Origin of the sequence: Pseudomonas sp. MM211 (assembly GCF_020386635.1) — a bacterium.
Lineage (GTDB): Bacteria > Pseudomonadota > Gammaproteobacteria > Pseudomonadales > Pseudomonadaceae > Aquipseudomonas.
Window position 1 is genome coordinate 2,306,269 of record NZ_CP081942.1, and the last position, 13,791, is coordinate 2,320,059.

At 54.7% G+C, this 13,791-nt stretch carries 20 protein-coding genes; 13 read left to right on the forward strand and 7 right to left on the reverse strand.

Annotation, left to right across the window (positions count from 1 at the left end):
- Positions 1 to 75 precede the first annotated feature (75 nt).
- A complete protein-coding gene (locus K5Q02_RS10545) occupies positions 76 to 1,041 on the reverse strand; it encodes an integron integrase (protein WP_225838986.1) in 966 nt (321 codons plus the stop codon).
- 229 nt (positions 1,042 to 1,270) lie between these two features.
- Between K5Q02_RS10545 and K5Q02_RS10550 the strand changes: the two genes are divergently transcribed.
- The 9 genes from K5Q02_RS10550 to K5Q02_RS10590 all read left to right on the forward strand — a co-directional run bounded on the left by K5Q02_RS10550 (position 1,271) and on the right by K5Q02_RS10590 (position 6,378).
- Positions 1,271 to 1,573 carry a hypothetical protein gene (locus K5Q02_RS10550; RefSeq protein WP_225838987.1) on the forward strand — a complete coding sequence of 101 codons (303 nt, stop codon included), beginning with the start codon at positions 1,271 to 1,273 and terminating at the stop codon, positions 1,571 to 1,573.
- A gap of 644 nt (positions 1,574 to 2,217) precedes the next feature.
- Positions 2,218 to 2,520 carry a hypothetical protein gene (locus K5Q02_RS10555; protein ID WP_225838987.1) on the forward strand — a complete coding sequence of 101 codons (303 nt, stop codon included), beginning with the start codon at positions 2,218 to 2,220 and terminating at the stop codon, positions 2,518 to 2,520.
- An 84-nt stretch (positions 2,521 to 2,604) separates the two neighbouring features.
- On the forward strand, positions 2,605 to 2,892 hold the full coding sequence (locus tag K5Q02_RS10560) for a hypothetical protein (RefSeq protein WP_225838989.1): 288 nt from the start codon (positions 2,605 to 2,607) through the stop codon (positions 2,890 to 2,892).
- Positions 2,893 to 2,959: 67 nt separating this feature from the next.
- Positions 2,960 to 3,427, forward strand: coding sequence for a hypothetical protein (locus K5Q02_RS10565; RefSeq protein ID WP_225838991.1), 468 nt, complete (start codon positions 2,960 to 2,962; stop codon positions 3,425 to 3,427).
- A gap of 92 nt (positions 3,428 to 3,519) precedes the next feature.
- Positions 3,520 to 4,155 (forward strand): DUF3885 domain-containing protein, encoded by a 636-nt coding sequence (locus K5Q02_RS10570; protein ID WP_225838993.1) that lies wholly within the window; start codon positions 3,520 to 3,522, stop codon positions 4,153 to 4,155.
- An 89-nt stretch (positions 4,156 to 4,244) separates the two neighbouring features.
- On the forward strand, positions 4,245 to 4,739 hold the full coding sequence (locus K5Q02_RS10575; RefSeq protein ID WP_225838994.1) for a hypothetical protein: 495 nt from the start codon (positions 4,245 to 4,247) through the stop codon (positions 4,737 to 4,739).
- An 86-nt stretch (positions 4,740 to 4,825) separates the two neighbouring features.
- On the forward strand, positions 4,826 to 5,371 hold the full coding sequence (locus tag K5Q02_RS10580; RefSeq protein ID WP_225838996.1) for a DUF3916 domain-containing protein: 546 nt from the start codon (positions 4,826 to 4,828) through the stop codon (positions 5,369 to 5,371).
- A 75-nt stretch (positions 5,372 to 5,446) separates the two neighbouring features.
- Positions 5,447 to 5,836 carry a hypothetical protein gene (locus K5Q02_RS10585; protein ID WP_225838998.1) on the forward strand — a complete coding sequence of 130 codons (390 nt, stop codon included), beginning with the start codon at positions 5,447 to 5,449 and terminating at the stop codon, positions 5,834 to 5,836.
- Positions 5,837 to 5,904: 68 nt separating this feature from the next.
- A complete protein-coding gene (locus tag K5Q02_RS10590; protein WP_225839000.1) occupies positions 5,905 to 6,378 on the forward strand; it encodes a hypothetical protein in 474 nt (157 codons plus the stop codon).
- 8 nt (positions 6,379 to 6,386) lie between these two features.
- Here the strand turns inward: K5Q02_RS10590 and K5Q02_RS10595 are convergent, their stop codons facing one another.
- The 5 genes from K5Q02_RS10595 to K5Q02_RS10615 all read right to left on the reverse strand — a co-directional run bounded on the left by K5Q02_RS10595 (position 6,387) and on the right by K5Q02_RS10615 (position 10,317).
- Entirely contained in the window at positions 6,387 to 6,710 is a 324-nt protein-coding gene (locus K5Q02_RS10595) for a hypothetical protein (protein ID WP_225839001.1), read from the reverse strand.
- A gap of 210 nt (positions 6,711 to 6,920) precedes the next feature.
- Positions 6,921 to 7,616 (reverse strand): lipopolysaccharide kinase InaA family protein, encoded by a 696-nt coding sequence (locus K5Q02_RS10600; RefSeq protein WP_225839003.1) that lies wholly within the window; start codon positions 7,614 to 7,616, stop codon positions 6,921 to 6,923.
- Positions 7,616 to 8,293: a class I SAM-dependent methyltransferase gene (locus tag K5Q02_RS10605; protein ID WP_225839005.1), complete on the reverse strand. Its 678-nt coding sequence runs from the start codon at positions 8,291 to 8,293 to the stop codon at positions 7,616 to 7,618. The genes K5Q02_RS10600 and K5Q02_RS10605 overlap by 1 nt, the downstream gene beginning before the upstream one ends.
- 79 nt (positions 8,294 to 8,372) lie before the next feature.
- Positions 8,373 to 9,644, reverse strand: a complete 1,272-nt coding sequence (locus tag K5Q02_RS10610) for a sensor histidine kinase (protein WP_225839007.1) — start codon at positions 9,642 to 9,644, stop codon at positions 8,373 to 8,375.
- Entirely contained in the window at positions 9,634 to 10,317 is a 684-nt protein-coding gene (locus tag K5Q02_RS10615) for a response regulator transcription factor (protein WP_225839009.1), read from the reverse strand. Before K5Q02_RS10615 ends, K5Q02_RS10610 begins: the two co-directional genes overlap by 11 nt.
- Positions 10,318 to 10,423: 106 nt before the next feature.
- Here K5Q02_RS10615 and K5Q02_RS10620 point away from each other — a divergent pair, with 106 nt between their 5' ends.
- The 4 genes from K5Q02_RS10620 (at position 10,424) to K5Q02_RS10635 (ending at position 13,040) form a co-directional block, all read left to right on the forward strand.
- Positions 10,424 to 11,098: a dual specificity protein phosphatase family protein gene (locus K5Q02_RS10620; protein ID WP_225839011.1), complete on the forward strand. Its 675-nt coding sequence runs from the start codon at positions 10,424 to 10,426 to the stop codon at positions 11,096 to 11,098.
- Entirely contained in the window at positions 11,082 to 11,483 is a 402-nt protein-coding gene (locus K5Q02_RS10625; RefSeq protein WP_442963981.1) for a hypothetical protein, read from the forward strand. The genes K5Q02_RS10620 and K5Q02_RS10625 overlap by 17 nt, the downstream gene beginning before the upstream one ends.
- Positions 11,484 to 11,624: 141 nt before the next feature.
- The gene (gene chrA, locus K5Q02_RS10630; protein WP_225839012.1) at positions 11,625 to 12,806 is read left to right on the forward strand and encodes a chromate efflux transporter; all 1,182 of its coding nucleotides are present in this window, start codon (positions 11,625 to 11,627) and stop codon (positions 12,804 to 12,806) included.
- 27 nt (positions 12,807 to 12,833) lie between these two features.
- On the forward strand, positions 12,834 to 13,040 hold the full coding sequence (locus tag K5Q02_RS10635; RefSeq protein ID WP_225839014.1) for a DUF6434 domain-containing protein: 207 nt from the start codon (positions 12,834 to 12,836) through the stop codon (positions 13,038 to 13,040).
- A 50-nt stretch (positions 13,041 to 13,090) separates the two neighbouring features.
- Here K5Q02_RS10635 and K5Q02_RS10640 read toward each other — a convergent pair whose 3' ends face one another.
- Positions 13,091 to 13,777, reverse strand: coding sequence for an HAD family hydrolase (locus tag K5Q02_RS10640; protein ID WP_225839017.1), 687 nt, complete (start codon positions 13,775 to 13,777; stop codon positions 13,091 to 13,093).
- Positions 13,778 to 13,791 lie beyond the last annotated feature (14 nt).

The window sequence follows — 13,791 nt, forward strand, 5'->3', positions numbered from 1 at the left end:
ACTGTGACGAACATGCATGCCATGAGCGACCAAGCTACTCAGCGGCTATGCCGAGTAAGCAGATCTGAACAAGGTTCAACCGAGCGGGCTGACCACCCCGACAAAGCCCTGGCCCAATACATGGGTATAAATCTGCGTGGTTCGCACATCGGCATGCCCGAGCAAAGTCTGCACGGTACGAATGTCGCTGCCCCGGCGTAAAAGCTCGGTGGCAAAGGTATGCCGAAATGTGTGGCAGCCCGCGGGCTTGTGCAGCCCGGAGCGGCGCACAACCTGCCTGACCGCTTTCTGAATCGAGCTGACGTGGATGTGATGGCGCACCACGTTGCCATGTTCATCCACGCACACACCTCGGGACGGAAACAGCCATTGCCATTCCAGTGAGCGCCCTGCGTTGGGATATTTGCGGTGCAAGGCGAAAGGCAGGCTGACCGGAACCTGGTAAAAAATGTCTTGCCGCTCCCAGGCGGCGAGCATGCGTGCCCGGCGCTCCTGCAGCACCGTGATAAGCGAGGTAGGTAACAAGGTCGTCCGATCCTTGGCGCCCTTGCCGTCATGTACGGTGATCACCTGCCGATCAAAATCCACATCCTTGATACGCAGGCGAGCGGCCTCCACCACGCGCAAACCGGCACCGTACATAAGTGAGGCCAGTAACTGATACGGCTGGCCAAGCTGGGCAATCAGTGCCGTTGCCTCAGCATGCGTCAATACACAGGGAATACGTGTCGAGCGTTTGGCACGCACCACCTCGCCTAGTTGGCCCAGTGGAACTTCAAGCACTTTGCTGTAAAGAAACACCAGCGCGTTCAGCGCCAGGTTCTGGGTCGCGGCAGCCACCTTGCGATCTACCGCCAGCCACGTAAGAAAAGCACTGACCTCCACAGCCCCCATCTCCATCGGATGGCGCAACCGATGGAAACGGATGAAATAGCGAATCCAGTACCAGTAAGATTGCTCGGTGCGAATGCTGTAGTGATGCACCCGCATCACTGCGCTGACCTGCTCACGTAGGCGAGGCTTGGAGGGTGAACGATCCATGTCGACTCCACTGTGGTGTTGCTGGTTTTATATACAGTAGTGGCGGCAGGGGGAATACACAAGTCAAGCGAGTACGGAGTGTGGGGAGGTGTGTGGGCTTAAGCTGCTGATAAATAAGTATTTTAATTATGCTGGCGTTGGGTGGTGCGGCATTATGCGGAATTCTCTACTATTGCTTTAATGAAGAATTCCATCTAATCACTGTTATGTTCCTTCTGATATAGCCGCCATGACCACATACGAAGAAATATTTGAATTTTCTCGCCCTGAGTTCGTAAGCAGTATTTCTGTAAAAAGAATCGAAGAGCAGGGAGTGTTGCAGGTAAACCTTCAGGTCGAATCTAACGGACAAGAAAAGAATCTAAACTTATCCGGCTTCGATGAACTCGCAGAATGTGTCAGCTATTTCCTTGTCTCTGAGCGCGTTGTAGTCTCAAAAGAAATAGGCACTGGCAAAGAATTCGGAACCATCAGAATAGAATGCTGGAGTGATGAGTGTTATTCGGTACATTGGTGCGATACGGCTGCATAGAAACATAACAATTGGTTCAAATCGTTCGCTTCGCTCACTGGGACGGGCTAAAGCCCGCCCCTTAACCAAACGTTATGAGGCTTGATGCTTGTGAGCAGGCGTAGACAACTAAAGGGAATTGCCGCCGGGATATCCTCCAGCTTCTCGTCAAGATACAACGACATTGATGGCTACTGGGGACTAGGAGTTATTTATCTCTGCGCAGCAGAGGCAGGTCTAAGTAAATTTCAACTAGACCTAATCAGCGGCGAATCACTTCCATACTTCAAACACTCAAAAAAAGTAGCCGCTCCTTATCTTGAGTACTTGAAGGTACAGACAGAGAAAAAAGGGTTTCACGCTTGGCAGATATGCAAGGCAGTCATAGAAATTGAATTCAACACCATCCCATCCAAGCTAAACTTAATTTTCAAGCGAGCGTGGGGCGAGGCTTTTCTCTGCACTGTTAGCATCACAGACGACTTAGGTAAATCCTGGAGCTATCAATATGAAGGGTGGTGCGGGAAACATGACCCCACAAAAGAGCATCGAAGCACTCGCAGGTACGCCTCATAACAAGTGGTTCAAATCGTTCGCTTCGCTCTCTGGGACGGGCTAAAGCCCGCCCCTTAACCAAACGTTATGTTCCTTCTGATATAGCCGCCATGACCACATACGAAGAAATATTTGAATTTTCTCGCCCTGAGTTCGTAAGCAGTATTTCTGTAAAAAGAATCGAAGAGCAGGGAGTGTTGCAGGTAAACCTTCAGGTCGAATCTAACGGACAAGAAAAGAATCTAAACTTATCCGGCTTCGATGAACTCGCAGAATGTGTCAGCTATTTCCTTGTCTCTGAGCGCGTTGTAGTCTCAAAAGAAATAGGCACTGGCAAAGAATTCGGAACCATCAGAATAGAATGCTGGAGTGATGAGTGTTATTCGGTACATTGGTGCGATACGGCTGCATAGAAACATAACAATTGGTTCAAATCGTTCGCTTCGCTCACTGGGACGGGCTAAAGCCCGCCCCTTAACCAAACGTTAGAGGCCTCAATGAGCTTACGCGGCTACATCCATGAAGTCTGGCTATGCCCAAGTGGCCACGGGGAATTACTGCCCTCTTGTATTGCCTTTGATCCCGCCGGCAATGCTGCGCGCGAGCTAAATGAACCTGGCAGCTTTTGCATCTGGCTATTCTTTGCAAACTCTCATTTCGAAGCGATGCAAATTTACTATCAGTTCAGCGATTTTGGTGAATACACAACGTCAGAGCAACAAGATCATCAGCCATATCCTGAGTCTTGGTACGTTAAACAGCAGAACTACTTGCGCAGCCTCTAACTAGTGGTTCAAGTCGCTCGCTCGGGACGGGCTAAAGCCCGCCCCTTAACCATACGTTAGGCGTTGTATGAAAATGCTCCGATACTTCGATACCGATGACGGCTCACTTCCGGAGTTGGAAGTGAGATATTCAAATCCAGATAAGGTATCCATAGCTTTCGAATTTCTCTTCGCAAGCAATGCCCGGAATGTAAATGCTGGCGGAGGCTACCTTTGGATCAAATCTTCGCAAAAAGAGAAACCATTCACAGGTAGCGGTGATGCAGCATTGGTTATTTGTGAGTCAGCAGAACCATTCCATGTAGTGTTAGCAGGCATAACCATTGCAAACTGCACGCTTCCCGATTTAGGAGTTCTCGTAATGCCCTCTAGCTTAACCATCGACTACCGAATGGGCAGCGCTTGGGGAACGGCCGAGGTCAACGCTCTGCTCATACTGTTGAAAAAGCTATGCGGGCTAGGTGGTACGCTTGTCACTCCGTGGTGGGGCGCCGAATGCGAACATGAGTTCGCTGAAGCTCTGCGTCGCGCCTAACAAGCGGTTCAAACCGTTCGCTTCGCTCACTGGGACGGGCTAAAGCCCGCCCCTTAACCAAACGTTATATTCGCTAAAGGGAATTAGTGCGCGTGAGCCAAAACGAAATCAAACTAGAAAGGCCTTTGTTCTATAATAACCCCTTCGGGTTAAGGTTTGAGATTGGCCCAGCTGAAATTGGGGTTTGGGTCAGCCGAGAAAGGCGCCAACTTAATGAGAAATATTTTAATGCTGCCCTAGAAAGAGCGCAGAACATATTTGATACAGCTTTCACGCTCACAGATGAAATATCAATTGTCTATCAGATGTTTTCTGATGGCAGGCGTAGAATCAAGAAAAAGTGCTATATCCTCCGCCAAATAAATACCGGCTCCACAAAAGAGATTGCATTCTCTGATCACAGAGAGCTATATTCAGAAAGCTTAGGTTATAAGTGCGAGTTCTGGCATCGGGCTACAGTATCCGGTTTAACCGTCGCAGATATAAACATCAAAAAAATATTGTTAGCCTTGATAAATACGGACTTTGGATCAAGGCAACCAGTAATTGCCGGTGAATGTTATTTTATAAATCACACCAAAGGTCTTGTATTGAGTCTTTATGATGATCGAGGCATGGATGTGGTAGCTTTAAAAAAAGAAACACTACAAGCTTTATACAAAATTCATAACAAGTTGCTTCTGAACTATGATAGAGCTCACATTGATCAGGTGTTCTCGCACATATAATAAGTGGTTCAAATTGTTTGCTTCGCTCACTGCGACGGGCTAAAGCCCGCGCCTTAACCAAACGTTAGCATCTGCAAGGAAATCCCCCAATGGCTGAAATTCGCCGTACGATAGAGCCGAGCGTTTATTATAAAGCTGAGGGGTTTCATTTCGCGGCGAACATACTCTTTGACAGAGAAGAGCTTAAGCATCGCGGAGCACCATTTATCGTCAATGCAACGTTCGCACTTGAGCTTTACCTTAAGTCTCTTCTTTCAAAAACCGTTTTTGAAGGGTCAGAGACGCACGAAGAAGGATATACGTCATATAACCGCGTATTTTCGAAAAGCGAGCATGCCGGCATAGGTCATGACCTCAACAATCTGTACCAGCAACTTTCTGAAGAAGCACGAGCAGGTATAGAAAAAATAAATAAAGAGCTAAGTGGCAAATACTCAATGTCCGATTTTTTCAATAAAAACAAAGCACACTTTGTAAGCTGGCGCTACTCATTCGAAGGCAATGCAGAACCATACTGTGCTCAAGATGTAATTAGCGCTTTAGAATCTATGAAACTCTATTGCTCAAAGTACATTGTGCAGTGACAATGCTAACAACTGGTTCAAGTCGCTCGCTTCGCTCACTCGGGACGGGCTAAAGCCCGCCCCTTAACCAAACGTTAGCCATACTTATGACAGCTCGCAGATTTTCGTTTAGCAATAAAAAACTTCGTGGCATACCACGTCGTTTACGTGCACTGGCGCGCTGGAAAAAATCGTTTTCAGGATATTTTCCAAGCCAGCTAACACCAGAGGAAAAGTACTGGAACTATAAGATCCCTGTGTATCGAAATCTTGTTGAGGGCAAGCAAACCACCAAGAGCATACAAGCATTTTGTGCACAGCAACTTATAGATGCCGCACACCATATATACAAAGCCAAACCCCAAGACGCTGAGTACTCTAGAGTCACATGCGTTATTTCATTTCCCTGCATGTTCTCAAGTGAGTTGTGCATTTATACAAGTGAAGAATATTTCAAAGAGCACACAGCCGAACAAACTGGACGCTTCGGGAAAATTGAAAGAATTCAAGGAAAAAGTCTTGCTCAAGAATTTGGGCTAGAACTACCGGAGGATTTTAATGAGCTTGGAGTTTTGCGTATCGACGAAGATGATGATGGAAATCCATATATCTGTGAGCATTGGTATTTTGGCGAAGTCCATCAGTACGGCTAACAAGTGGTTCAAATCGTTCGCCTCGCCCACTGGGACGGGCTAAAGCCCGCCCCTTAACCAAACGTTAGGTGCTTCATGAGTAAGCTTGCATGCACATGTGGCAATATAATCCGTGATCAAACGGATTCACTGCCCCACAAAGCCTCGATTATAAAAGATCAGCAGGAAGAGAATTTCATTGAAGATTTGGCGCAAGAAATGAACTCTCTATTAATTGCAGCAAAAGCTGGAAATCTAGAGGCTCATTTAGACAAACGATACGGAAATACGCCCTGGCGGCCAAAAGCGGCTGAAGCCTGCTACGACATTATCGGAAGCGCATTATTGAACAGCTCTATTATGGCCTACGAGTGTCAGTCGTGCGGCAAGTTGTGGGTTCAAAAAGGCGTAAACAGCTTTATGCCCTTTAGCCCCGAGAGCGGAGTGTATGAAGCAGTGTTATCGGTTAATCCGGCACCTAACTAGAGGTTCAAATCGTTCGCTTTGCTCACGGGAACCGGCTAAAGCCCGCCCCTTAACCAAACGTTAGGCTTATGTATTCTATTGACTTAGGTTCACTCAGAATTTCCTTTGCCGCAGCTCTCGTATCTGCTCCGTACTCTGGAATCAACCACGACTGGTTGAGCGAAGATTGGAGGGATACGTCTCAAGAACTAAAAATACATCAGGGTGAAAGATCAGCCACGATCACGGGGCTCACTGGTTTCGGCGCCGAAAAAGGCCAACACGTTATTCACGTCATAGAGCCCCCAATAAAAACAGAGCACGAGTTGCTGGCATATTTTTTAAAGAAAGCTGAAATTTCGAAGTTTCCACAGGAAATCTTACTTAACGCCGTCAGCTCACTCGAGTATTCGTGGGGGAAGCTGGTTTCTCTAAACTGGACAGCTCTTGGCTACGCACCAGGCGGTGCAGAATATTGTGTTCTGCCAACAAATTTCAGTGCAATATCTCTTGGTTTTCTAAGGTTAGATTGGCCCACAGTTCGTGTCTATCCCAAAGCCTAACTAGCGGTTCAAGCCGTTATGCATATGAATGAATACACCACCACAATGACAATCCTTTCACCTGAGCTGTTAGTTCTAGCTGCTGGATTTTCTTTGTTTGGCATTGCATCGTTGATATTTTCAATTAGGCAGCGCTCAGCTATTGCCTTTTTATCATTCGTGTCTCTTGTGCTCTGCGCCATTACAAAGCTCACAAAGTTCTCAATAATGGCGTTCATTCCAATGCAATGCCCTAATGGCAGTTGTAACCCAGCTGAACTCAACCAGCAAATCCTAAGCTTCTCATCATTAATAGAACCGTATTTATTTCTAGCGGCAGCTATTTGCACCATTATTTACACAGCCAAGAGTAAAATCATGACCCGTGTGTAAATGCATAGCAATTGGTTCAAACCTTTCGCTCCGCTCACTGGAGCGGGCTAAAGCCCGCCCCTTAGCTTTATTTGTAGATGGCAAAGCAAATACAGCGAGGCGTTTTTCGATTCACTCGGCGGATTACGCTTTCGGCTAATACGCCCTACGCCTTGGTACTGCAGCCCATTTTAGCGCTGCATCAGCGATGCATAGGCTTCCATCAGGAAATCCCAATCTTCGTCGGGCATCGCCCCACGGTGGCGTTGTAGCTGGCGCATGTCGTGGCGTGAGGCATCGGCTTTGCGCCAGCGGCGACGGCTTTTTTCCAGGTCGAGTAGGGCGATCTCTGCGCTGGGTGAGTTGTCCTCAAGATCGCTGACCTTGACGAAAATATGCTTGGCATAACAGCAGCCATGTTGCCAACGGCCCTGATGCATGCGCTTCAGGGTGTTGGCCAATGCCGTCAGTACGCATATCGACTCCTCGGCGCTTCGCTCCTCTGCGTACCACTGATCGAGGCTGATAAAGCCCGGCAGCGCCTGGGTGATCAACAGCGCCTGCCAGTGCCCGGCTTGTTTTCTTGCTGAGCCATACACCAGCGTGGGCACGGTGATTCCGAGTCGAGCAAATGCCTGGTAGGCCAGTAGCTCACGGACGATGGTCGGGCGACCCCAGGGATGCAGCAGGCTGCGATACAGATGGCCGGTCTGGCGTTTGCTGTACAGCGCTGGGGATGATGGGTTGCGTGGTTGCAGCAGTTGCACGCCGCTTTCGCCATCGCGGCGCTGGTTTAGGGGTTCCACCCAGGCGCCGCTGCATTGCCACCAGCGCTCGAAGGTGGAGCTGGCCTGAACGGCTGACTGATAGCCGAGTAGCGTGGCCATCACAGCACCTCATGCTTGCGCAGTACGTAGGTGCGCCACATGGCATAGCCAGGCAGAAAGTCTCGGTGACCGAGCACTTGGAAGCCGGCTTTGAGAAACTCGAATTCGATTTCGTCGCGGCGCACCACGAAGCGATTCTCGCCAACGCCACGGCGCTGTTCCAGGCGGCGGCGACGCCAGGCCTTGTAGTTACCGTCGACCCACAAGGAGAGGATTACGGTATCCCGGGTGACCCGGTGAAATTCGCGCAGGGCGGCAATGCGATGCTCGGCCGATTGGACGTGATGCAGCAGACGAATGCAGAACACGCAGTCGACCGAGTTGTCGCCCAGGCCAATATCGAAGGCTGAGGTTTTGAAGGTTTTCACCCGTGCGAGCACTTCAGGCGGCTGGGCGGCGAGGGCGGTGGCGAGCATGTCGGCAGAGTTGTCGGCTGCCAGGATCACCCGGTTCGGGTGCTCGGCGAGCATTGGCCAGAAGCGGCCCGCGCCACAGGGCAGATCCAGCATCAGGTTGGGGTCGCCGGCCAGGCGCAGGGCACTGCGGCCTACCTGAACATCGCGCCAGTTAGAGAGGCGCCGGGCCAGCCCATCCTGATGTTTGTGCAGATAACCCTGAGCATGTTTCTGATCGTATTTGCCGGAAAAGGCGAGATCGATGGGGCTGGGTTTGGACATGGCGAGGCACCTGGGTGGTTGTGCCCCGATCTTATGAAGCGGCTTCTGATGAACCCGTTAAAAGGATGTGAAAAAACTGTTAGAGCGGCGCCTTGAACGTCACCTGGAAACAGCTGCCCGCAATGGGCAGGCTATGTAGCGATATCTGCCAACCCTGGTGAGCGCAGATGCGTTTGACCAGCGAGAGACCCAGGCCCAACCCTTCGCCACGGGCCTGTTCGCCGCGCACGAAGGGATCGAAAATCTGTTCATGGTGCTGCTCTGGAATGCCCACGCCGCTGTCCTCGACGCGAAAGCCGTTGGCGTGCAGGGTCAACGTCACAAAGCCTGTTTCGGTGTAGTGCAGGGCATTGCGCAGCAGATTGGCCATCACCGTACGCAGCAAGGTCGGGTTGTAGACGGCATCGTTCTGAGCCTCCACGTCCAGGCGAAAATCGAGGCCTTTTTCGCGCATCAGCGGTGACCAGGTATCGACCTGCTCATCGGCGATCTGGCGCAGGCTGGCGCTGCCCGCGAAGAGGCTTTCGTTGCCCTTGACCCGAGCCAGTTGCAGAAAGGTCTGCACCAGATCCTGCATCTCGGCGCTGGCTCTTTCGATACGTTCCAGCTGCTTGCGTTGCGCTGGCTGCAGAGCGACTTGGGAGAGCAGCTCGCACGAGCTGGCGATGACCATCAGCGGCGTGCGCAGCTCATGGCTGACGTCGCTGGTGAACAAACGCTCGCGCTCCAGGGACTGGCGCAGGCGGCCCAGGGTGCTGTCGAAGGCCGCCGCCAGTTGGCCGACTTCATCGTCGGGGTATTCTGGTGCCAGGGCTGGCGCCAGCGGCAATAACTGGTCGCGGTGACGTACCTGATTGGCCAGCTTGCTCACCGGCCTCATCACCCGTTCGGACATGAACCAGCCCAGCGCCAGCGCGCCGAGCACGGAGAGCAGAAAACCGGCCAGCACGACGTTGAACAGCACCTGCTCGCGCTTTTCGAACTCGCTCTGTTCCTGTACCAGCAGATAACGCCCACCGCCGATGAACTGGGTGAAGATGTAGAACGCTCGCTCGCCCTCGAACTGCTCGCTGAAGCCTTCCGGCAGGTCTGCATAGCGGCTCGGGATCGCGTATTGCGGATAGCCGGAGGCATAGAAGCGAGTTTTCGCGTCAAGGCGCGGGGCTTGGCCATTCTTCAAGTCCTGTTCGAGAACGGCGCCCAGTTCGAGGGCGAGCTCCTCGGAAACCAGATGTTCTTCGATCAGGTGGACGATGGCCACGATGCTCAGGGAAAAGATGCCGCTGACCAGTATGGTCATGGTCACGAAGGCGATCAGAATGCGCCGGCGGAACGGCTGTTTAGTGTCCATCGCGATTCGCCGCCAGGCGGTAACCCACGCCATGCAGCGTGTGTAGCAGCGGCGTGGCAAAGGGTTTGTCGATCGCCTGACGGAGTTGGTGGATGTGGCTGCGCAAGCTGTCGCTGTCCGGGCAATCGTCGCCCCACAAGGCTTCTTCAAGGGCCTCGCGGCGCACCACGGCGGGCGAGCGCTGCATCAGCACTGCCAGCAGTTTCATGCCCAGCGGGTTGAGTTTTATCGATGTACCGGCACGGGTCACGTTCAGCGTGTCGAGGTCATAGCTCAGGTCGGCGACCACCAGCATCCGCTGGCGATTGCCCTGTGAGCGCCGCAGGATGGCTTCGATGCGGGCGACCAATTCGGAGAGTGCGAAGGGCTTGACCAGGTAATCATCGGCCCCGGCGCTCAGCCCCTGCAGGCGATCTTCCAGGGCATCGCGCGCGGTGAGCATCAGGATCGGGATGCTGCTGCGCGCTTCTTCGCGCAAGCGCCGGCACAGCTGATAGCCATCCAGACCGGGCAGCATGATGTCCAATACGATCAGGTCGTAATGGCCCTGAGTGGCCAAGTGCAAACCAGATAATCCGTCCTGGGCACAATCAGCCGCGTAGCCTTTGAGCTGCAGGTAATCCAGGATATTGGCGAGGATGTCACGGTTGTCTTCGATCACCAGAATGCGCATGCAACGTTCTCTTCACAGGGATTGACGCTTTTTTCACGAAGCCATGACGAAGCCCTCACAGGGGCATCGCAACACTGTAGCTCGTTCATCCAGCCAGGATCATACGATGCCACAGCTTCGCTACACCTCACTACGCTACCTGTCGTTTGTCTGCTGGATGATGGTGATTCTAGTCTGCGTACCGCTGGCACCTGCCTGGAGCGCCGTTTACCCCGGTAGCGCCAGCGCTACCAACCCACGCTGGGCGACGCCGGTAGACAAAACCTTCAATCTTTATCGGATGCAGCCCGATCTGTATCGCAGTGCTTTGCCCGGCGCGGTTCAGCAAGGCGAGTTGCAGCGCCTGAGGATCGCCACGGTGATCAACTTCTATCAGCGCAGCGATGCCGAGTGGCTGAGCGACCCAAATATCCGCCAGATCCATCAACCGCTGCATGCCGACCGGATGGATGACGCCGATGTGTTGCAGGCACTGCGCAGCATCCGCTCGGCGCAGGCCGACGGGGCGGTGCTGATCCACTGCAAACATGGGCAGAACCGCACCGGGATGATCGCGGCCATGTACCGCATCGTCTATCAGGGCTGGAGCAAGCAGCAGGCCATCGACGAAATGCGCGAGGGCGGTTTCGGCGGGCGGGAGCGCTTCGAGGATGCCGAGCGTTACCTGCAGCAGGTCGACCTGGCGCGCTTTCTCAGCGCCTTGAACAGCGGCGCGTGCAGCACCAGCCCCTGGGCGTACTGTGCGCTGAAGGAAAAGGTGCTGAATGCCTTCAATGGGTGAGATCCCGGCCATGGCCATGATCAATGTGCGTCGACTGTCACTGGCGCTGCTGCTCGTGCCGCTGTTAAGCGCCTGCCAGAGCACCAGGGACTACATGCTTTCTCAAGGATACCCAGCGGCATTCGCAACGGGCTACGAGGACGGCTGCGTCAGCGGTAACAGCGCAGCCAAGGCACTCGGTGCGTTTCGCAAGAATGTGCCGGTGTATCTTGAGGATGCCCAGTATGCGACCGGCTGGGATGACGGCTTTCGCCAGTGCCAGGCCAGCGCCAACGCAGAAATCGAACGCAAGTTGCAACCCGGCAGCGATGAGGATCGCGACTGGCGCCGGCAGGTCGATCAGGACATGGCCAAGGCGCTGAGCCGCTCATTGAAGAAGAGCTGAGTGCTGGTATGGTCTTTAAAAAGTCATGCTCACCGGGCACATTGGTGCGCCCGGCTGTGGGGCGAGCCCGATGACTGACCCGTGCTGCAGCCCTTCTTGCAGTCACACCAAGGTGGCTGCGCGCGTTATCGAGATACCTGCATGCGCCACGCCGCAAACGACCGCTGTCCGTGGTCGATCTTTCTGGTTTTCCTGCGCCTTGGGCTGACGTCCTTTGGTGGCCCGGTCGCTCATCTGGGTTATTTTCGAGAGGAGTTCGTCAGCCGCCGCCGCTGGTTGAGTGAGGCCAGCTATGCGGAGCTGATTGCGCTCTGTCAGTTCTTGCCGGGCGCTGCCAGCAGCCAGGTTGGTATGGCGATCGGCTTGTCGCAGGCGGGCTACCGCGGTGCGCTGGCCGCCTGGGTGGGCTTCACGCTGCCGTCGGCCGTGTTGTTGATCGTGTTCGCTCAGGGGCTGTCCAGCCATGGCGAGGCCATGACGGCCGGGGTTCTGCATGGTTTGAAGATCGTTGCCGCTGCCGTTGTCGCCCAGGCGGTGTGGGGCATGATGCGTACGCTGTGCCCGGATACGCCGAGGCGCTTGTTGATGGTGATCGCCGCCGGCACCGCATTGCTGGTGCCGGGCGTGTGGGGGCAGCTTGCGGTAATTCTGCTCGCCGGGGCAGCCGGCTGCCTGTTGCTCGCACCTATGAGCAGGAGCGCGGAGGATTCGCTGTCCATCGACATCAGCCCGCAGGCTGGCATCCGCTGGCTGGCTATGTTCGTCGCCTTGCTGCTTGGCCTGCCTGTGCTGGCGCACCTGCTGGAGAGCCAGACCCTGAACCTGCTGGACGCCTTCTACCGAACCGGCTCGCTGGTGTTCGGCGGTGGGCACGTGATGCTGCCCTTGCTGCAGGCGGAGGTGGTTGCCAACGGCTGGATCGGCAATGACCTGTTCCTAGCCGGTTATGGCGCTACCCAGGCCGTGCCCGGCCCCTTGTTTACCTTCGCGGCTTTTCTCGGCAGCGCCATGCAGGGCTGGAGTGGCGGTCCGCTGTGTCTGCTGGCGATCTTCGCGCCTTCGTTCTTGCTGCTGGTCGGCGTACTGCCGTTCTGGGCTCGGCTGCGCAGCCGCCCGCGGGTGCAGGCGGCGATGCTCGGTGTCAACGCTGGTGTGGTCGGTCTGCTATTGGCCACGCTGTACCAACCAGTCGGCACCAGCGCCATCTTCAGCTTCCTGGATCTCGCCCTGGCGGCCGTCGCACTGGGCGCCCTGATGCTCGGCAGGCTTGCGCCCTGGCTGGTGGTGCTGGCTGGCGCGCTTGTCGGCTGGCTAGTACTGTAACGGCGACTTTCCCGAAGAGATGCAGCAATGGCTTTCGACTGGCATGGCGGCACCATTACCCGCGATACGCCCATTGGCGATGATTATCGAAGTACCCAGAAAGTGCGTCGCTTCATGTGTGAGCAGTGCGGAGCCGCCTTCCGTTTCGACCGGCCGTTCATGGCCTGGATTCGCAGCGGGGCACCACGCACCATGGGTGATGTGGTGGACGAGTGGAAGCGTCTTAACGGCTAAGCCGGGGCGAGCGCCTTGCAATAAGACGCGGCGCACGCTCCGTTAGCGCTTCAAGCGCCGCCGTTCTGCAGGCGCTGCACCAGCTCAGGCAGTTCACTCATGCGCCCGATCAGATGCTGCACACCCAACTGGCGCAGGGTTTCGCCGTGTTCCGGTGGGATGTGGCTGGCGCCCAGGAAGCCGACTACCTGCATACCCGCCGTCAGCGCGGCAGTCGCGCCGGTGACGCTGTCTTCAACGACCAGGCAGTTACGTGGGTCGACGCCAGCGCTTTCTGCTGCCAGCAGGTAGAGATCCGGAGCGGGTTTGGGGCGCTCGACCTGATCAGCGCTGAAGGCGCCACGGTTGACTCGCTCGACCAGCTCGCAGCGTTGCAGGGCGAAGGCCACCGAGTCGCCATAGCTGTTGGAGGCCACGGCCAGCGGTAGATCGATCTTCAGCAGGGCATCGCGCACGCCTTCGATCGGCTGCACTTCAGCGCGTATCAGCGCCTTGATGCGGGCGCGGTGCTCTTCCAGAAAACCCTCGGGCAGGCGTTTGCCGAAGTGCGCCTCGACCCGAGCCAGAATGTCACGGCTCTGCAGCCCGAAGGTGCCGGCCAGCACTACGTCCAGTTCATGGGCTGGATAGTGTTCGGCCAATGCTGCGTGCAGGTGGCGCTCGGCGATGATCTCGCTGTCGATCAGTACGCCGTCGCAGTCACAGATCAGCAGTTCGATGGGCGGTTTCGGCTGCATGGCAAGCAGTCTCC

Excerpts from the sequence above, each read along its gene's own strand:
- K5Q02_RS10545 (WP_225838986.1), bottom strand. The coding sequence starts at position 1,041 with ATGGATCGTTCACCCTCCAAGCCTCGCCTACGTGAGCAGGTCAGCGCA.
- K5Q02_RS10550 (WP_225838987.1), top strand. The coding sequence starts at position 1,271 with ATGACCACATACGAAGAAATATTTGAATTTTCTCGCCCTGAGTTCGTA.
- K5Q02_RS10555 (WP_225838987.1), top strand. The coding sequence starts at position 2,218 with ATGACCACATACGAAGAAATATTTGAATTTTCTCGCCCTGAGTTCGTA.
- K5Q02_RS10560 (WP_225838989.1), top strand. The coding sequence starts at position 2,605 with ATGAGCTTACGCGGCTACATCCATGAAGTCTGGCTATGCCCAAGTGGC.
- K5Q02_RS10565 (WP_225838991.1), top strand. The coding sequence starts at position 2,960 with ATGAAAATGCTCCGATACTTCGATACCGATGACGGCTCACTTCCGGAG.
- K5Q02_RS10575 (WP_225838994.1), top strand. The coding sequence starts at position 4,245 with ATGGCTGAAATTCGCCGTACGATAGAGCCGAGCGTTTATTATAAAGCT.
- K5Q02_RS10580 (WP_225838996.1), top strand. The coding sequence starts at position 4,826 with ATGACAGCTCGCAGATTTTCGTTTAGCAATAAAAAACTTCGTGGCATA.
- K5Q02_RS10585 (WP_225838998.1), top strand. The coding sequence starts at position 5,447 with ATGAGTAAGCTTGCATGCACATGTGGCAATATAATCCGTGATCAAACG.
- K5Q02_RS10590 (WP_225839000.1), top strand. The coding sequence starts at position 5,905 with ATGTATTCTATTGACTTAGGTTCACTCAGAATTTCCTTTGCCGCAGCT.
- K5Q02_RS10595 (WP_225839001.1), bottom strand. The coding sequence starts at position 6,710 with ATGGTGCAAATAGCTGCCGCTAGAAATAAATACGGTTCTATTAATGAT.
- K5Q02_RS10600 (WP_225839003.1), bottom strand. The coding sequence starts at position 7,616 with ATGGCCACGCTACTCGGCTATCAGTCAGCCGTTCAGGCCAGCTCCACC.
- K5Q02_RS10605 (WP_225839005.1), bottom strand. The coding sequence starts at position 8,293 with ATGTCCAAACCCAGCCCCATCGATCTCGCCTTTTCCGGCAAATACGAT.
- K5Q02_RS10610 (WP_225839007.1), bottom strand. The coding sequence starts at position 9,644 with ATGGACACTAAACAGCCGTTCCGCCGGCGCATTCTGATCGCCTTCGTG.
- K5Q02_RS10615 (WP_225839009.1), bottom strand. The coding sequence starts at position 10,317 with ATGCGCATTCTGGTGATCGAAGACAACCGTGACATCCTCGCCAATATC.
- K5Q02_RS10620 (WP_225839011.1), top strand. The coding sequence starts at position 10,424 with ATGCCACAGCTTCGCTACACCTCACTACGCTACCTGTCGTTTGTCTGC.
- K5Q02_RS10625 (WP_442963981.1), top strand. The coding sequence starts at position 11,082 with ATGCCTTCAATGGGTGAGATCCCGGCCATGGCCATGATCAATGTGCGT.
- chrA (WP_225839012.1), top strand. The coding sequence starts at position 11,625 with ATGCGCCACGCCGCAAACGACCGCTGTCCGTGGTCGATCTTTCTGGTT.
- K5Q02_RS10635 (WP_225839014.1), top strand. The coding sequence starts at position 12,834 with ATGGCTTTCGACTGGCATGGCGGCACCATTACCCGCGATACGCCCATT.
- K5Q02_RS10640 (WP_225839017.1), bottom strand. The coding sequence starts at position 13,777 with ATGCAGCCGAAACCGCCCATCGAACTGCTGATCTGTGACTGCGACGGC.